This window comes from Lutibacter oricola (assembly GCF_900106565.1).
Lineage (GTDB): Bacteria > Bacteroidota > Bacteroidia > Flavobacteriales > Flavobacteriaceae > Lutibacter > Lutibacter oricola.
On record NZ_FNNJ01000008.1, the window covers coordinates 32,585 to 48,874 of the forward strand.

General features: G+C 30.1%; 18 protein-coding genes. 13 read left to right on the forward strand and 5 right to left on the reverse strand.

Annotated features, from left to right (window positions below):
* Positions 1-77 precede the first annotated feature (77 nt).
* From BLU40_RS13150 to BLU40_RS13175, 6 genes are all read left to right on the forward strand, one after another.
* Positions 78-374 carry a hypothetical protein gene (locus BLU40_RS13150; RefSeq protein ID WP_090124379.1) on the forward strand — a complete coding sequence of 99 codons (297 nt, stop codon included), beginning with the start codon at positions 78-80 and terminating at the stop codon, positions 372-374.
* A gap of 84 nt (positions 375-458) precedes the next feature.
* Positions 459-2,051, forward strand: a complete 1,593-nt coding sequence (locus BLU40_RS13155) for a SulP family inorganic anion transporter (protein WP_090124381.1) — start codon at positions 459-461, stop codon at positions 2,049-2,051.
* A 6-nt stretch (positions 2,052-2,057) separates the two neighbouring features.
* Positions 2,058-2,864, forward strand: coding sequence for a universal stress protein (locus BLU40_RS13160; protein WP_090124384.1), 807 nt, complete (start codon positions 2,058-2,060; stop codon positions 2,862-2,864).
* Between the two features lie 25 nt (positions 2,865-2,889).
* Positions 2,890-3,522, forward strand: a complete 633-nt coding sequence (locus tag BLU40_RS13165) for a carbonic anhydrase family protein (RefSeq protein WP_090124387.1) — start codon at positions 2,890-2,892, stop codon at positions 3,520-3,522.
* Positions 3,523-3,839: 317 nt separating this feature from the next.
* The gene (gene dusB, locus BLU40_RS13170; RefSeq protein WP_090124390.1) at positions 3,840-4,820 is read left to right on the forward strand and encodes a tRNA dihydrouridine synthase DusB; all 981 of its coding nucleotides are present in this window, start codon (positions 3,840-3,842) and stop codon (positions 4,818-4,820) included.
* Between the two features lie 9 nt (positions 4,821-4,829).
* Positions 4,830-5,549: an SdiA-regulated domain-containing protein gene (locus tag BLU40_RS13175; RefSeq protein WP_090124393.1), complete on the forward strand. Its 720-nt coding sequence runs from the start codon at positions 4,830-4,832 to the stop codon at positions 5,547-5,549.
* A 55-nt stretch (positions 5,550-5,604) separates the two neighbouring features.
* Here BLU40_RS13175 and katG read toward each other — a convergent pair whose 3' ends face one another.
* The 3 genes from katG to rbfA form a co-directional block, all read right to left on the reverse strand.
* Positions 5,605-7,827, reverse strand: coding sequence for a catalase/peroxidase HPI (gene katG, locus BLU40_RS13180; RefSeq protein ID WP_090124395.1), 2,223 nt, complete (start codon positions 7,825-7,827; stop codon positions 5,605-5,607).
* A 370-nt stretch (positions 7,828-8,197) separates the two neighbouring features.
* Complete coding sequence (locus BLU40_RS13185) at positions 8,198-9,400, reverse strand: FtsX-like permease family protein (protein ID WP_090124398.1); 1,203 nt, start codon at positions 9,398-9,400, stop codon at positions 8,198-8,200.
* Between the two features lies 1 nt (position 9,401).
* Positions 9,402-9,788, reverse strand: coding sequence for a 30S ribosome-binding factor RbfA (gene rbfA / locus BLU40_RS13190; RefSeq protein ID WP_175454792.1), 387 nt, complete (start codon positions 9,786-9,788; stop codon positions 9,402-9,404).
* A gap of 188 nt (positions 9,789-9,976) precedes the next feature.
* Between rbfA and BLU40_RS13195 the strand changes: the two genes are divergently transcribed.
* The 5 genes from BLU40_RS13195 to BLU40_RS13215 all read left to right on the forward strand — a co-directional run bounded on the left by BLU40_RS13195 (position 9,977) and on the right by BLU40_RS13215 (position 13,129).
* A complete protein-coding gene (locus BLU40_RS13195) occupies positions 9,977-10,855 on the forward strand; it encodes a cell division protein FtsX (protein ID WP_090124405.1) in 879 nt (292 codons plus the stop codon).
* Between the two features lie 3 nt (positions 10,856-10,858).
* A complete protein-coding gene (locus BLU40_RS13200) occupies positions 10,859-11,107 on the forward strand; it encodes a DUF3098 domain-containing protein (RefSeq protein WP_090124407.1) in 249 nt (82 codons plus the stop codon).
* The gene (gene uppP, locus BLU40_RS13205) at positions 11,108-11,902 is read left to right on the forward strand and encodes an undecaprenyl-diphosphatase UppP (RefSeq protein ID WP_090124410.1); all 795 of its coding nucleotides are present in this window, start codon (positions 11,108-11,110) and stop codon (positions 11,900-11,902) included.
* A gap of 6 nt (positions 11,903-11,908) precedes the next feature.
* Positions 11,909-12,595: a tRNA pseudouridine(55) synthase TruB gene (gene truB, locus BLU40_RS13210; protein WP_090124413.1), complete on the forward strand. Its 687-nt coding sequence runs from the start codon at positions 11,909-11,911 to the stop codon at positions 12,593-12,595.
* Positions 12,596-12,706: 111 nt separating this feature from the next.
* Positions 12,707-13,129: a hypothetical protein gene (locus BLU40_RS13215; protein WP_139170968.1), complete on the forward strand. Its 423-nt coding sequence runs from the start codon at positions 12,707-12,709 to the stop codon at positions 13,127-13,129.
* Here the strand turns inward: BLU40_RS13215 and BLU40_RS13220 are convergent.
* Positions 13,124-13,606, reverse strand: coding sequence for an ABC transporter ATPase (locus BLU40_RS13220; protein WP_090124419.1), 483 nt, complete (start codon positions 13,604-13,606; stop codon positions 13,124-13,126). The genes BLU40_RS13215 and BLU40_RS13220 overlap by 6 nt on opposite strands.
* Positions 13,607-13,654: 48 nt before the next feature.
* The gene (locus BLU40_RS13225; RefSeq protein ID WP_090124421.1) at positions 13,655-14,251 is read right to left on the reverse strand and encodes a thioredoxin family protein; all 597 of its coding nucleotides are present in this window, start codon (positions 14,249-14,251) and stop codon (positions 13,655-13,657) included.
* A 151-nt stretch (positions 14,252-14,402) separates the two neighbouring features.
* Here BLU40_RS13225 and BLU40_RS13230 point away from each other — a divergent pair, with 151 nt between their 5' ends.
* Positions 14,403-15,116, forward strand: coding sequence for a Bax inhibitor-1/YccA family protein (locus tag BLU40_RS13230; protein WP_090124423.1), 714 nt, complete (start codon positions 14,403-14,405; stop codon positions 15,114-15,116).
* A gap of 130 nt (positions 15,117-15,246) precedes the next feature.
* Positions 15,247-16,251: a methylmalonyl Co-A mutase-associated GTPase MeaB gene (meaB, locus tag BLU40_RS13235; protein WP_090124426.1), complete on the forward strand. Its 1,005-nt coding sequence runs from the start codon at positions 15,247-15,249 to the stop codon at positions 16,249-16,251.
* Positions 16,252-16,290 lie beyond the last annotated feature (39 nt).

Below are 16,290 nucleotides of genomic sequence, written 5' to 3' on the forward strand. Positions count from 1 at the left end.
TAACACTTTTTTATGATAGTAATACTATTATTTTTAAAAGTATTACTATATTTGCCGTCGATAAAAACAAAAATGAAATGAAAAAAAGAGGGATTTCTTTATTTTTCTCGGTACTTTTTCTGCTATTTATAGGCTTACCAACTATTCTTACAATGGTTGATAGTACTATTGATATTTCATTAGTTATTACTACTCCTGATGATGAAGAAAGCGAAAAGAATTTGGAATTTCAGGTTGTGTTTCCTCAAGTAAAATCAAATAATTCAGGTATTTCAGTATCGTATTTAAAAATTAATTTACTGTATTTCAGTAAAAAATATGGTAAACCGTATCTAGATATTATTTCTCCTCCCCCCGATTATCATATTTCATAAGTCGGTTCAATATATTAATTAGAAATAATCATTAAAATTTATCAAGTTTTAGTTTTGAGTAACTAAAATAAAACTATTTATAGTATGTTAAAAAGTATTAAAAGTGACTTGCCAGCGAGTATAGTCGTGTTTTTTGTTGCATTACCATTATGTTTAGGTATTGCATTAGCTAGTGGTGCTCCTCTTTTTTCAGGTTTAATTTCTGGAATTGTTGGAGGTGTAGTAGTAGGGTCTTTAAGTGGCTCTAAAATTGGAGTTAGTGGTCCGGCTGCAGGATTGGCAGCCATAGTTTTAACAGCAATTGGAACTTTAGGAAGTTATGAAAATTTCTTGGTAGCTGTTGTTTTAGGTGGAATTATTCAATTAATTTTTGGCTTTTTAAAAGCAGGAATTATTGGGTATTATTTTCCTTCTTCAGTAATTAAAGGAATGTTAACAGGAATTGGAATTATTATTATTCTTAAGCAAATTCCACATTTTTTTGGATACGATTCAGATCCAGAAGGTGACTTTGCTTTTTTTCAAGTTGATGGAGAAAATACATTTTCTGAAATTTTTATGGCTCTAAATAATATTAGCCTAGGTTCTACTATTATTGGTCTTATCGGTTTAGGTATTTTATTACTTTGGAGTAATGTTCTATCAAACAAAGGAAAAATATTTCAATTAATACAAGGGCCATTAGTGGCTGTTGTTGCAGGTATTATTTACTTTCTAATAACAGGATCTAATTCAAAGTTTGGTATTAGTCCTTCTCATTTAGTAAGTGTTCCTGTACCAGAAAGTTTAGATTCTTTTTTAGGGCAATTTAGTTTTCCAAATTTCTCTCAAATTACAAACCCAGAAGTTTGGATTGTTGCATTTACAATAGCATTAGTAGCTAGTTTAGAAACTTTATTATGTGTAGAGGCTACAGATAAGTTAGATCCACATAAAAATGTTACTCCAACAAATAGAGAGTTATTAGCACAAGGAACTGGTAATATAGTTTCTGGATTAATTGGAGGTTTACCAATAACACAAGTAATTGTAAGAAGTTCTGCTAACATTCAATCTGGAGGAAGAACTAAAATGTCGGCAATTATTCATGGTCTTTTACTACTTACTGCAGTAATTCTTATTCCTAGACTTATTAATAAAATTCCTCTTTCGGTATTAGCAGCCATCCTTTTTATTGTGGGGTATAAATTAGCTAAACCAGCACTATTTAAAAAAATGTACAAATTAGGTTGGAAACAATCTGTACCGTTTTTTGTTACTGTAATTGGAATTGTATTTACGGATTTATTAGTAGGTATTGGATTAGGTTTATTAGTTGGTATAGTTGTTATTTTATTAAAAAGTTATCAAAACTCTCACTTTCTACATATTGAAGATAAGAGCAACGGAAAACATAAAATTAAAATGGAACTTGCTGAGGAGGTAACCTTCTTTAACAAAGGTGCTATTTTAAAAGAATTAGATAGTTTACCTATAGATACTTACTTAGAATTTGATGTTACTAAAACCAGGTATTTGGACTATGATATTATAGAAATTTTAGAGGATTTTGCATTTAAAGCCAAAGAAAGAAATATTGATATTAAGTTAATTTCAAAAAGAGGTATTGTTGAAAATCCATCTAGTTTTATTGAGTTTTTTCAATTGAGACCTAAGTCTAACATAAGTTTAAGTTAGTAAGACATGAGAAATTTTAAATATAAAATACTCGTACTTTCAGACTTAAAAAAAACAGCAAATTCAACATTAAAAAGTAGTGTAAGTTTAGCTAAGATGATTGGTGCGGAAATAACATTATTTCATGTTAAAGAATACATAGATATTGTAGATAGAGACAACCAATTAACTACAATGCGAACTTTAAATGAAGAGCATAAGAAAACCAAAAAGAAAATAAATGACATTGTTAATAGCTTTTCAAAAGAATACGATGTAAAAATCAATGGTAATTATGCATTTGGAAAAGTGAAAGAAGAAATTCAAAAACAAATAGAAGCTTACAATCCAGATATTATTGTTTTAGGCCATCGAAAGGCGGCTCCTTTTAAATTAATTGGAGATAGCATTACACGCTTTGTACTAAAAAAGTTTAATGGAGTTATAATGATTTCTTCAAATGAAAACGCATTATCACCCAACGAAAAAATGTCCTTAGGAGTATTAAATGGTTCTAATAAAATTATGAAAACTGAGCTTTCTAACGATTTAATGCCGCATACAAAAGCGCCATTAAAATCTTTTAGAATTCTTAATAGTCAAGATGCAACTAAAGACACATCAAAATTAAACGAAGAAAAAATGGTAGAATATGTATTTGAGCAAAACGCGAATGCTATGAAAACACTTTCTTCGTATTTACAAAAAAACAACATTAATTTATTATGTGTAGATAGAGATAAAAATAACGGAAATAACACTGTAAATGCAGAGACATCATTAAAAGAGGTAGTAAGCAAGTTAAACGTTTCGTTATTAGTTTCTGAAGCATAATTTATTTAAAAAAAACAAAACACATATGAAAGCACATACAAGAGAAACACAAGCAACTATGACTCCAGAGAAGTCATTACAATATTTAATTGAAGGAAATAAAAGATTTCAGGATAACTTAAAAGCAAACCGTAACTTATTAGAACAAGTAAATGATACAAGTGAAGGGCAATTTCCATTTGCAACAATTTTAAGTTGTATAGATTCTAGGGTATCTGCAGAATTGGTTTTTGACCAAGGTTTAGGAGACATTTTTAGTGTACGTATTGCGGGTAATTTTGTAAATGATGATATTTTAGGAAGCATGGAGTTTGCATGTAAATTGGCAGGAACTAAGCTTATTGTGGTTTTAGGTCATACTGCATGTGGAGCTGTAAAAGGAGCGTGTGACGATGCTAAATTGGGAAAGCTTACCGGAATGTTGTCAAAAATTAAACCAGCCGTTAATGCAGTAACTTCACCTGAAGACTCTAGTTTAAGAAACTCTGGAAATATAGAGTTTGTAAACAATGTAGCTGAACAAAACGTAATGTTAACTATCGATAAAATTTTAAAGGATAGCGAAGTTTTGGCTGAAATGCAAAGCAAAGGTGAAATCAAGATTGTTGGAGCAATGTATGATATTCATTCAGGAGCAGTAAAGTTCTATGAGCAATAAAATAAAAGAATAAATAAAGAAAATTAAAAAATAAGCTTAACAGATTTAAACCCTGTTAGGTTTATTTTTTTTTGAATAAAAATACAGCTTAATAAGTATCTCAATTGCTACTAATAAACTTGTATTATAAATAAGTAAAAGATAACTCAGCTAAGTATTAATTTTTAAAAGAAGGTGTAAGTTATGCCTTATTCAATCAACTTTTGTTTGAGAAAATAGGAGATCGTAGAAGTTAAAATAAGTATTAATGTTGAAGTTGAATTTTATGGTAAAGGATATTTAAAAATTTACGTAATTTGCAACCTTAAATTTAGATTTTGGTAAAAATAGGAGACATAGAGTTAAATGATTTTCCGTTGTTGTTAGCACCAATGGAAGATGTGAGTGACCCACCGTTTAGAGCATTATGCAAAGAACAAGGTGCAGATGTGGTTTATACAGAGTTTATTTCTTCGGAAGGACTAATTCGTGACGCAGCAAAAAGTAAGAAGAAGTTAGATATTTATGAAAAAGAACGCCCGGTTGGTATTCAAATTTTTGGAGCCAATTTGGATTCTATGCTTCGTACAGTTGAAATTGTAGAGCAATCTAAACCAGATATTATTGATATTAACTTTGGTTGCCCGGTTAAAAAAGTGGTAAGTAAAGGAGCTGGAGCCGGTATCTTAAAAGATATCGACTTAATGGTAAAGTTAACCGATGCTATGGTAAAACACACCGATTTGCCTATTACGGTTAAAACTCGTTTAGGTTGGGATACCGATTCTATAAAAATTGTTGAGGTTGCAGAGCGTTTGCAAGATGTTGGTTGTGCCGCAATTTCTATTCACGGTAGAACCAGAGCTCAAATGTATAAAGGTGAAGCAGATTGGAAACCTATTGCTGAAGTGAAAAACAACTCACGTATGCATATTCCGGTGTTTGGAAATGGAGATGTAAATACACCAGAACGAGCAGTTGAAATGCGAGATGAATATGGTTTAGATGGTGCAATGATTGGTAGAGCAAGTATTGGAAATCCTTGGTTTTTTAAGCAAGTAAAACACTTTATTGAAACCGGTGAGCATTTACCAGAAATTACAATTGCAGATCGTGTAGAAATGGCTAAACGTCATTTACAAATGGAAATAGATTGGAAAGAAAGTGAAATAGTTGGTGTTATGGAAACTCGCAGACATTATACAAACTATTTTAAAGGAATTCCTCATTTTAAAGAATACCGTTTAAAAATGGTTACTTCTGATTCTGCACAAGATGTTTTTAATACTTTTGATGAGGTGCTTCAGAAATTTGCATAACTTTATGCTATGCTAAGAATTATTTTTACTTGTTTCTATTCAATAATTATTACTGGTTGTATTTCAAACACAAATTCTCAAACTAATTTAAAACTTGAAAAAGTTTATAAATTAAATATTTCTGAACCTTCAGGAATAACATTCTACAATAATCACCTATATATTGTAAGTGATTCTAAAAAAAGAGTTTATAAAACAAATTTACAAGGCAAAACTATACAGAAAATTAAAACCTACGTTGCAGATAATGAAGGGGTTTGTTTTAATGATGAAGGAAATTTAGTTGTAGCAAACGAATCTAAAAGAAGGCTTATAGAAATTGATTTAGAAGGTAAAGTTCAGCGTTCAATAAAAATAAAGGGAAAGCAGAAAAATAAAAATAGTGGGCTAGAAGGTGTTTGTTTTGTGTCTTCAGAAAAAGCTTATTTTTTATTGAATGAAAAATCTCCTAAACAGTTATTAAAAATTTCTTCAAAAGGGAAAATAAAAGAAGAAATAAAGATTAATTTTTGCGATGATTTATCTGGAATTTGCTTTGATGAAAAATCAAATTCATTATGGATTGTAAGTGATGAATCTCAAGTATTAATGAATATTTCTTTAAAAGGAAAACTTATTAAAAAACATAAAATTCCAGTTTTAAAAGCTGAAGGCGTTACTGTTGTTAAAAATAAAATTTATATTGTAAGTGATGCCGAAGGGAAAATGTATGTTTTTAATAAACAATAAAAAGCAGCTTGAATTTACTCCAAACTGCTTTTCAAATATATAAAGGACTAATTTTTTATTTTAAATCAAATCTATCAGCGTTCATTACTTTTACCCAGGCATTCACAAAGTCGTTTGCAAATCTTTCTTTGTTGTCATCTTGTGCATAGAATTCAGCATACGAACGTAAAACAGAATTAGAACCAAATACTAAATCTACTCTAGTTGCAGTCCATTTAACTTGACCATTTTTTCTAGAGCGAATATTGTAAATTCCGTTGTCTGTTGGTTCCCAAACGTATTCCATATCCGTTAAATTCGCAAAGAAATCGTTAGTTAAAGATCCTTCATTATCTGTAAATACACCGTGTTTAGTTTCACCAAAATTGGTTCCTAATACACGCATACCACCAATTAAAACAGTCATTTCTGGAGCAGTTAACCCCATTAATTGAGTACGATCTAACAATAATTCTTCTGCGCTAACAACATAATCTTTTTTCAACCAGTTTCTAAATCCATCTGCAACAGGTTCTAGTGGTTCAAAAGATTCTATATCTGTCATTTCTTGAGTTGCATCTCCTCTTCCAGGAGCAAAAGGAACTGAAATATTTAATCCAGCATTGTTAAGAGCTTTTTCAACACCTACATTACCAGCTAATACAATAACATCAGCTATACTTATTCCAAACTCTTCAGCAATAGGTTCTAATACAGCTAATACTTTTGCTAATTTTTCAGGCTCATTTCCTTCCCAATTTTTTTGAGGCTCTAAGCGAACTCTTGCTCCATTTGCACCACCACGTTTATCTGATCCTCTAAAACTTTTAGCACTATCCCAAGCTGTTGAAACTAATTGAGATATTGTTAAGCAAGTGTTTGCAATTTTTTCTTTTACAGCTTCAACATCATAATCACTTTTACCTTCTTCAATAGGATCTTGCCAAATTAAATCTTCATTTGGTACATCTGGTCCAAAGTAACAAGATTTTGGTCCCATATCTCTATGTGTTAATTTAAACCAAGCACGTGCAAAAGCATCAGAAAAAGCGTCAAAATCATCTTTAAACTTCAATGAAATTTCTTTGTAGATTGGGTCAACTTTCATTGCCATATCAGCATCAGTCATCATTGGGTTATGGCGTATTGAAAAATCTTCAACATCAGCAGGTTTATCTTCTTCTTTTATATTTTTTGGTTCCCATTGTAACGCACCGGCAGGACTTTTGCGTAATTCCCACTCATGGTTAAATAACATATCAAAAAATCCATTATCCCATTTTGTTGGTTCTGAAGTCCAAGCACCTTCTAAACCACTTGTAACTGTATAACGTCCTTTACCTGATTTATTTGGGTTAGACCAACCTAAACCTTGTTCTTCAACACCAGCCGCTTCAGGATCTGGTCCTAAAATACTAGCATCTCCATTACCGTGTGTTTTACCTACTGTGTGTCCACCAGCTGTTAGCGCAACTGTTTCTTCATCGTTCATAGCCATTCTTTTGAAAGTTTCACGAACTTGCTCAGCAGTTTTTAATGGATCTGGTTTACCATTTACACCTTCTGGGTTTACATAAATTAATCCCATTTGTACAGCAGCTAATGGATTTTCCATTGTTTCTGGATTCTCTAAATCAGTATAACGACTATCACTTGGTGCTAACCATTCTTTTTCTGCTCCCCAGTAAATATCTTTTTCTGGATGCCAAATATCTTCACGTCCAAAAGCAAAACCAAAAGTTTTTAGACCCATATTTTCATAAGCAATGGTACCAGCTAAAATGATTAAATCTGCCCAACTTACTTTGTTTCCATATTTCTTTTTAATAGGCCAAAGTAAGCGTCTGGCTTTATCTAAACCAACATTATCGGGCCAAGAGTTAAGTGGAGCAAAACGTTGGTTTCCTGTTCCACCACCACCTCTACCATCCGCAGTTCTGTAGGTTCCGGCAGAGTGCCAAGCCATTCTAATCATTAATCCACCATAGTGTCCCCAATCTGCAGGCCACCAATCTTGACTATCAGTCATTAAATTATGAACATCTTTTTTAAGAGCTTCAACATCTAATTTTTTTAATTCTTCTTGATAGTTAAAGCTATCATCAAAAGGATTAGTTTTTGAGTCTTGTTGATGTAAAATATCTAGATTAAGAGCATTTGGCCACCAATCCATTACTGATTCTCCTGCAGAAGTATTAGCTCCATGCATTACTGGACATTTCCCAGCGTTGTTAGATTCTTCTTTTTTGGTAAATTGGCTGTGATCAACAGGACACTTACCTTCACTAGTGTTACTCATTATGTTTAATTTTTATTAATAATCAAATCTACTATAGTTTAAATCAATTAAAAATAAATATCAATAACTTATATTGATATTGTGATCGATTTTTTAAATAGAGTAGCTAAAAGTTAAAACTTTAAGTAGCATATTACTAGTTAGTTATGGAAGTTTGTTTGAGGATGATGATTTTATGGCAACTAACCAGTTTAATAGTGTTTTAATAGTAATTCTATTTAAAAACTCTGAATTTTGATTTCTACAACTATAAATTCTTATTAAAATTAATCAATTTAAGTAGTTATTTAGGAGTTGGTTATCTTAAATATTTATTAAACTTTTATGCTACTAAAGTTACTTTAGAAGTGCTATTAATAAGGTGAATAGGTTACTCTACCAATTTTTTAGAAATTCTGCTACTTGCTATTTTTGAAGCTATAAAACCTAAAACTAATATAGTAGCAATTACAATGCTAATATTAAATAATGTTAGTTTTACAGGGTAAGCAAGGTGAGGGGTAATCATAAATAATTGGAATTTTTGTTGAAGAATAACTAAAATTATTCCAATTGAAATACCAACAAGTAAACCAAAGGCAGAAAGTAAAAACCCTTGAAATACAAATACTCGTTTAATATCTTTTATGGTTGCTCCCAAACTATATAAAGTTTTTAGATTGTCTTTTTTATCTAAAATCATCATAATAATGGCACCAATAACATTGAATAGGGCAATTATTAAAATAAGAGTAAACACTAAATAAGAAACCAAATTTTCAGTATTCAACATTTTATAAAAAACGGCATTTAATTGCTCTCTTGTTTCAACTTTTAATTGGTTTCCAAATTTGTTTTGAAGATTATTAACTATTGTTTTTCTTTCGTTTAAATCAATAACTTTTAATTCAATGGCCGAAATTTGATTTTTGTCATAGTTTAATAGCTCTTGAGCCATTTCGATATTTAAAAAAGTATATTTTTTGTCAATATCTTCGGTGAGCATAAATACGCCAATAGGTTGCGTTTTTATTAAGTTAAACGCATTTTTTGGACTAGAAATGTAACCTTTCCCAGGTTTTGGAACATAAATTTTTAAAGGTTCAGCAAAACTGTACAAGCCTATAGATAATACGTCTGAAATTCCATTACCAACTACTACGCCGTTAGGAATTTTTGTATCCAACCAAGTTCCAACATAAACTGTTGTATCCATATTGTTTACAAGGTTATAATTACTGTCTACACCTTTTATGTATGCGATATGAGTTTTTTCGTTGAAACTAAAAAAAGCACGTTCTTCAATTACTTTAGAGTACGAAGCAATTCCTTTTTCGTTTTCAAGAGTTTGCTGTATTGTTGAATTAAAATTAAAATACTTTCCTTTTGTTGAAGTAATTTTTACATCTGGATCTGATGTTTTTAAGAAACCGATACTAAATTCTCGTAGTCCAGAAAAACCAGACAATACAATAAATAAAGCTAGAGTACCCACAATTACACCTAAAGTAGCAATAAGTGTAATTATGTTTATAGTGCTGTTACTGCTTTTTGAAAATAAATAACGTCTAGCTATGTAAAGCGAAAAATTCAAATTAGCTTTTTTTGTTTAAAATATCAGGGTTTTTAATAGGGTTTCCTTTATTTCCTTTTAAAGCGTCATCAATATCTTCAATATAATCTAAACTATCATCAATATAAAAATCCAATTCGGGCATACGTCTCAATTGATCGCGAGTACGTTTTGCCATTTCATATCTAATAGATGGTGCATTTTCTTGAACACCTTTTAATATAATATCTCTTTTTAATTGAGGAAAAACACTTAAATAAACCTTTGCTTGTCCTAAATCTGATGTAACTTGTACTTTAGTAACAGATATTATTACTCCCTTCATTCCATTACGTGCCGCATTTTGTAAAACCTCTGCTAGATCTTTTTGTAATACACCTGCAATTTTTTTCTGTCTGTTTGTTTCCATAATGCAAAGATAATAGTTAATATTTCAAAAATTAGACTTTAATATTTTTATAACATAATTAGTTAATTAATATAAGTAAAATAAATGCTTTTTAACTGCGTTTTAAACATTTAAACTATTAAATGCTTCAACAATAAAAAAACAAACAACAATTTGTATATTGCAAACTCTTTTAAAAATGATGATAATTGAATAATTCTTTCGAAAAATATCAAAAAAGAAGACTTAGATCCTCTTATTTTTCAGTAATAGTAAGCATTGCTTTGGTATTGTTTTTAGTTGGGCTTTTAGGTTTAATTATGATTAAAACAAATAGCATAGCTAAGCATTTTAAAGAGCAAGTTGCTATTTCAATTTTCTTAAAAGACAATGCAAAAAAGGCGGATATTGAAATTTTACAGGCTGAACTTAAAAAAGCTGAATACACAAAAACTGTAACCTATATTTCAAAAAAAGAAGCTGCAGAAAGTTATAGTAAAGATTTAGGAGAGAATTTTTTAGAATTTTTAGGGGAAAATCCTCTTAAAAACGCCATTGATGTTACCTTAAAATCAGAATTTGTAACACCAGAAAAAATGGCTCAAATTGAAAAAAACCTTTTGATAAGAAGTATCGTAAAAGATGTGGTTTTTGATAAGCCATTGATAGAGTTATTAACTAAAAATATAAATCGTTTAAGTTTTTGGATGCTTATTTTTAGTGGTGTTTTTGCAATTATAGCAGTAGTTTTAATCAATAGTTCAATTCGATTGTCGGTATATTCAAAAAGATTTACGTTAAAAACTATGCAAATGGTTGGGGCAACAAAAAAGTTTATTCGTAGACCATTTATTTGGCAAAGTATAAAATTAGGTATATTTGGTAGTGTTGTAGCAATAGTAGCTTTAGCTGCATTTGTATTTTATTTAAATGAAACTATTCCAGAATTAGAATTATTGGTAGACTATAAATTATATGGAATTTTAGCTGCAGGAATTATTCTTTTAGGAGTTTTTATAACTTGGTTAAGCACATTTTTTGCTACAAAAAGATTCTTAAATTTAAGAACAGACGAACTTTATTATTAAAAAATGAAACAGAAAGAAACAGAAAATAAAAGTGAATTTTTATTTCAGAAAAAAAATTATATGCTAATGTTGGTTGGCGTTGCTGTTATTGCATTAGGCTTTATTTTAATGGCCGGTGGTGGTAGTGACGACCCAAATGTTTTTAATGAAGAAATTTATAGTTTTAGAAGAATTCGTTTAGCGCCAACCTTAGTTTTACTAGGTTTAGGAATTGAAATTTATGCAATTATGGCAAAATCTAAAAAAGCGTAAATGAGTTATATTGAAGCAATAATTTTAGGAATAGTTCAAGGTTTAACTGAGTTTTTACCAGTATCGTCAAGTGGTCATTTAGAAATTGCAAAAGCGATTTTAGGAGATAATTCATTACCCGAAGAAAGTTTAACCTTTACCGTTGTGCTTCACTTTGCAACAGCTTTAAGTACCTTAGTTATTTTTAGAAAAGAAATTGTTGAAATATTTAAAGGTTTATTCCAATTTAAATGGAATGAAGAATTGCAGTTTTCTTTAAAAATAATATTATCTATGTTGCCAGCGGTAGCCATAGGTTTATATTTTGAAGAGGAAATAGAATCGTTTTTTGGAGGTCAAATTTTATTAGTTGGTTTTATGTTAATAATAACGGCTTTGCTTTTATTATTTGCAGATAAAGCTAAAAATACTACTAAAAAAGTAACTTTTTTTAGTGCCTTTGTAATTGGGGTTTCACAAGCGTTGGCAATGATGCCTGGAATTTCTAGATCTGGAGCAACTATTTCTACTTCGGTTTTATTAGGTGTAGATAGAACAAAAGCTGCGCGTTTCTCATTTTTAATGGTTGTACCATTAATTTTTGGAAAAATAGCAAAAGATTTAATGGGTGGTTCAATTTCTTTTGAAAGTAATCAAATAGGTGCGCTAAGTGTTGGTTTTATTGCTGCTTTTGTTGCTGGTTTATTTGCTTGTAAATGGATGATATCTTTAGTAAAGAAAAGTAAACTTTCGTATTTTTCGATATACTGTTTTATAGTAGGTGTAATTGCAATTTCAGTAACTTTATTAGGCTAAAAAGTAGTGAAAACTTTAGAGGATTTTAAAAACGGACAAGTTTTATTAATTGATAAACCTTTAACATGGACTTCGTTTCAGGTGGTTAATAAATTACGTTGGCACATTAAACAAAAGTTTAAAATTAAAAATATAAAAGTTGGTCATGCGGGTACTTTAGACCCTTTGGCTACAGGTTTATTAATACTTTGTACTGGTAAATTCACTAAAAAAATAGAAACCTACCAAGCTCAAATTAAAGAGTATACTGGCGAAATTACGTTGGGAGCAACAACACCAAGTTACGATTTAGAAACTGAAATAAATGAAACATTTTCTACGGGCCATATTACTGAAGAAATAATTAAAAAGACTACCGAGAAATTTAAAGGTGAAATAAATCAAAAACCACCAATTTTTTCGGCAATTAAAAAAGAAGGTAAGCGCTTGTACGAGCTTGCTAGAGCTGGTGAAACTACCGAAATTAAAACAAGAAAAGTTACAATTTCTGAGTTTGAAATAACAAAAATTGATTTTCCTAAAGTTGAATTTAGAGTAGTTTGTAGCAAAGGAACTTATATTAGATCTCTAGCCTATGATTTTGGTTTAGCTTTAAATTCTGGAGCACATTTATCTAAGTTAAGAAGAACTAAAATAGGAGATTTTGATGTTAATAATGGTATGGAAATTGATGAGTTTATAGCTAGTTTATAAGTTATAAATTCTATGAAAAAAATTGTTCTTGTTTCTATATTACTATGTTGTAGTTTTTTATCCTTTTCTCAGCGTCAAATAAATTACAATGTTAGTTTAAGCGCCACTTTAATGTTAAATAAAGATTTTGGTGATTACGAAGACGAAACTCTTTTTGTACCCAATGCTTTAATGGTTAGAAATGGTGTTGATGTTAAGCTAAATAATCGACTTTCTGCAGGTTTAAATATTGGTTTAGATTGGCATCCAGAAATTAGCATATTGGCTGTGCCTTACTTTGCAGATGCTAAATTTAACATAGCAAAAAATGACGATGATCGGTTTTATGCCGTTGCAGGTTATGGTAAATTATTAAAACTAGGCAATGGTTTTGAAAGAGGAAACTACCATAAATTTGGTTTAGGTGTTGAAGTTAGCTCTAGCGACAAAATTGGCTTTCAAATAGGTTTAGATTTTCATCAAAAAACAATTGCTAATTATAAAAACGGCAAACTAAATAGTTTATCTTTTGGATTAGGAGTGTTCTTTTTATAAAAATCTACCCAGCCAACTATCCATTATATTTATTTCCCAATCATGTCTAAATTCTCCAACGGTAGTAACTAAATTATTAAAAACCGTAGTTTTTTTAGAAACACCTTTGTTTTTCATCATTTTTTTAAACTCCTTTAAATCTTTGTATTGAACAAATTCTCCTTGTTTATAACAAACATTTATTTTGTCTAGTAGCATTATTTCGTAACTTTTTTCAAGTTCTAAAATAAAGGCGGCCAACTCGTCATGAGCTTTTAACGATAAAGTAATTTCAGAATCATCTGCAGCAATAGCAATAAAACGATCGTACTTAAATTTGTACCAACAGTTTATAGATTGTCCTTCATTAGTCCAATTATTTAAGAAATTTTCAATTTTTTCTTTTAAAGCTTCAATTTCTTGAGGGTAAAACTTTCTACTAGAAGGAAAAACCCATAATTTACACCAAGCAGGTATTTTTTTATAATCTACAATCATTACTTATTGTTTAAGCGGCAAAGGTATGTCAATAAGTTTAATAATGGCTTATAAAGCCTTTAATAACTCAACAATGTCTTTTTCGGTATTAGCACCTTTGTCTTTATTGTACCAAAGTTGTAGATTTTTCTTGAATTCAGCATCTAAACTACCGTGTTCATTTTTATAATCTGCTACCATTTTTGTAGCTGTAGAAGGTCTTGGACCAAATGAGTCAATAACATTGTTTTCTTCATCAATAACAATTATTTTTGGAATAGCTTGTCCGCCATTTGTTAAAAATCGATTCATTAAAGCTTCGTTTTCATCTCTTAAAACAAGTTTAAGGCTAATGTTTGTAGAGGTTTCCGCAATTTTGTTAACCATAGGTAAAACTTGAGCAGCATCTCCACACCAACCTTCAGCAATAGTTAAAAAGGTTACATTTTTTTTAAGATTTTTTGTAACCAGAACTGTTTCTTCTGAAATTTTTAATTTTTTATCAAGCCTATCCATTCGCTTATCATTAAGCAAACTATAGTTTAACATATCGTCATTTTGTATATTTCCGGTAGATTTTTCTTCAGCAAGTAAATCCTTTATTAGCTTTCTATATGCATTATATGAAATTCCTTTTTCTATGCTATCTTTAAGTAATTTATTCATTATTGTATTGTTTTAATTCTTTGACGAGAATAGTAGTTGTTACTTACAATACAATTTTATTTATTTTTTTTGAATTATTTAAGAACAAAACTCGTAATTAAGTGAATAGATATATTTATTTTTGTTAGAAATAAAAATTAAGTAGTACACTATGGAAAATAATTTTCAAACACCAGATTTTGGACAAAAACAATTAGATGTAAGTCATAATATTTCGGTTTACCTAACAAAGGTTTATAACTGGATGGCAATTGCATTGCTAATAACAGGTGTTGCGGCATATTTTACTGCAGGATCTGAACAGTTTATGCAGCTAATTTTTGGAAACAAAATATTATTCTACGCACTTATATTTGGAGAACTAGGATTGGTAATGTATTTATCTGCTAGAATTAATAAATTAAGCACAAGTATGGCTGTAACACTCTATATAGTTTACGCTATTTTAAACGGATTAACAATGTCGTTTATTTTTATGGCTTATACATCGGCATCTATAACTTCAACATTTATAATTACAGCAGGTACTTTTGGAGCTATGAGTTTATATGGTTATTATACTAAAAGAGACTTAACAAAAATAGGAAACATAGCCTTTATGGCTTTAATAGGTATAATTATAGCTTCAATTGTAAATATATTTATGCAAAGCACTATGATGTATTGGATAATTACTTATTTAGGTGTTTTAATATTTGTAGGCTTAGTAGCATATGATACTCAAAAACTGAAGAAAATTGCTGTAAATGGTTTTCAAAATGACGATAGTATGGAGAAAAGTGCCATTTTAGGAGCCTTATCTTTATATCTAGATTTTATTAACTTGTTCTTGTTTTTACTAAGAATATTTGGAAGTAGAAAATAGGTTTACACTATCTTTTAATGTGAAACAAAAACGCTAAAAGTTGAAGCTTTTTGCGAATAAGTGTATCTTTGCGCCAGTTAATAAAAGATAATATTAGCCAAATTAAAATGGCTTTCACAACATAAAATTAATGAAAAATTACAAACCAAAAGGTAGGTTAGAACCATCTGCATATATAGACGGGATTTTAAAAGGAGATAGAGTATTACTTTCTCGTGCTATTACCATTATTGAAAGTAATTTGGAAAGCGATAAACTACTTGCTAAAGAAATTATACAAGCTATATTACCAAATTCAGGTAAATCTATTAGAATTGGTATTACAGGAGTTCCTGGTGTTGGTAAAAGCACCTTTATAGAAGCTTTTGGAAAGCATTTGGTGGCGGAAGGTAAAAGAGTGGCTATATTGTCTATTGATCCAAGTAGTCAGCGTTCTAAAGGAAGTATTTTAGGTGATAAAACTAGAATGGAAGAATTGGCAAATATGCAAGAAGCATATATTCGTCCATCGGCATCTGGAGATACTTTAGGAGGTGTTGCTAATAAAACTGGCGAAACAATGTTGTTGTGTGAAGCTGCCGGTTACGATGTTATTTTAATTGAAACTGTAGGAGTAGGGCAGTCTGAAACTGCGGTACATGGTATGACAGATTTCTTTTTGTTATTAATGCTTGCTGGTGCTGGAGATGAGTTGCAAGGAATTAAGAAAGGAATTATGGAAATGGCAGATATGGTTGTTATTAATAAAGCTGATGGTGATAATGTTACTATGAGTAAAATGGCAAAGCGTCAATATCAAAATGCTTTACACATTTTCCCTTTAGCTGATTCTGGTTGGAGCCCTGTTGTAAGCACAGCTTCAGCAATTAAAGGAATTGGCATTGATAAAGTTTGGGATGAAGTTGGAAAATTTAAAGAGTTGGTTGATGAAAATGGTTACTTTTTAAAGAATAGAAATCATCAACAAATAGATTGGATGTACAATAACATAAATGAAGAATTGAAACATCTGTTCTATGGTTCAGAAGCTATTTCAACCCAATTAAAAACTTTAGAAAAGGATATTGTTTCTGCAAAAATATCACCTGTAAAAGCAGCTCAAAATATATTGGAAGAATTTAAAAAAACTATATAGTTTAAAAATATCATTCTGAATTTATTTCAGAATCTTAAA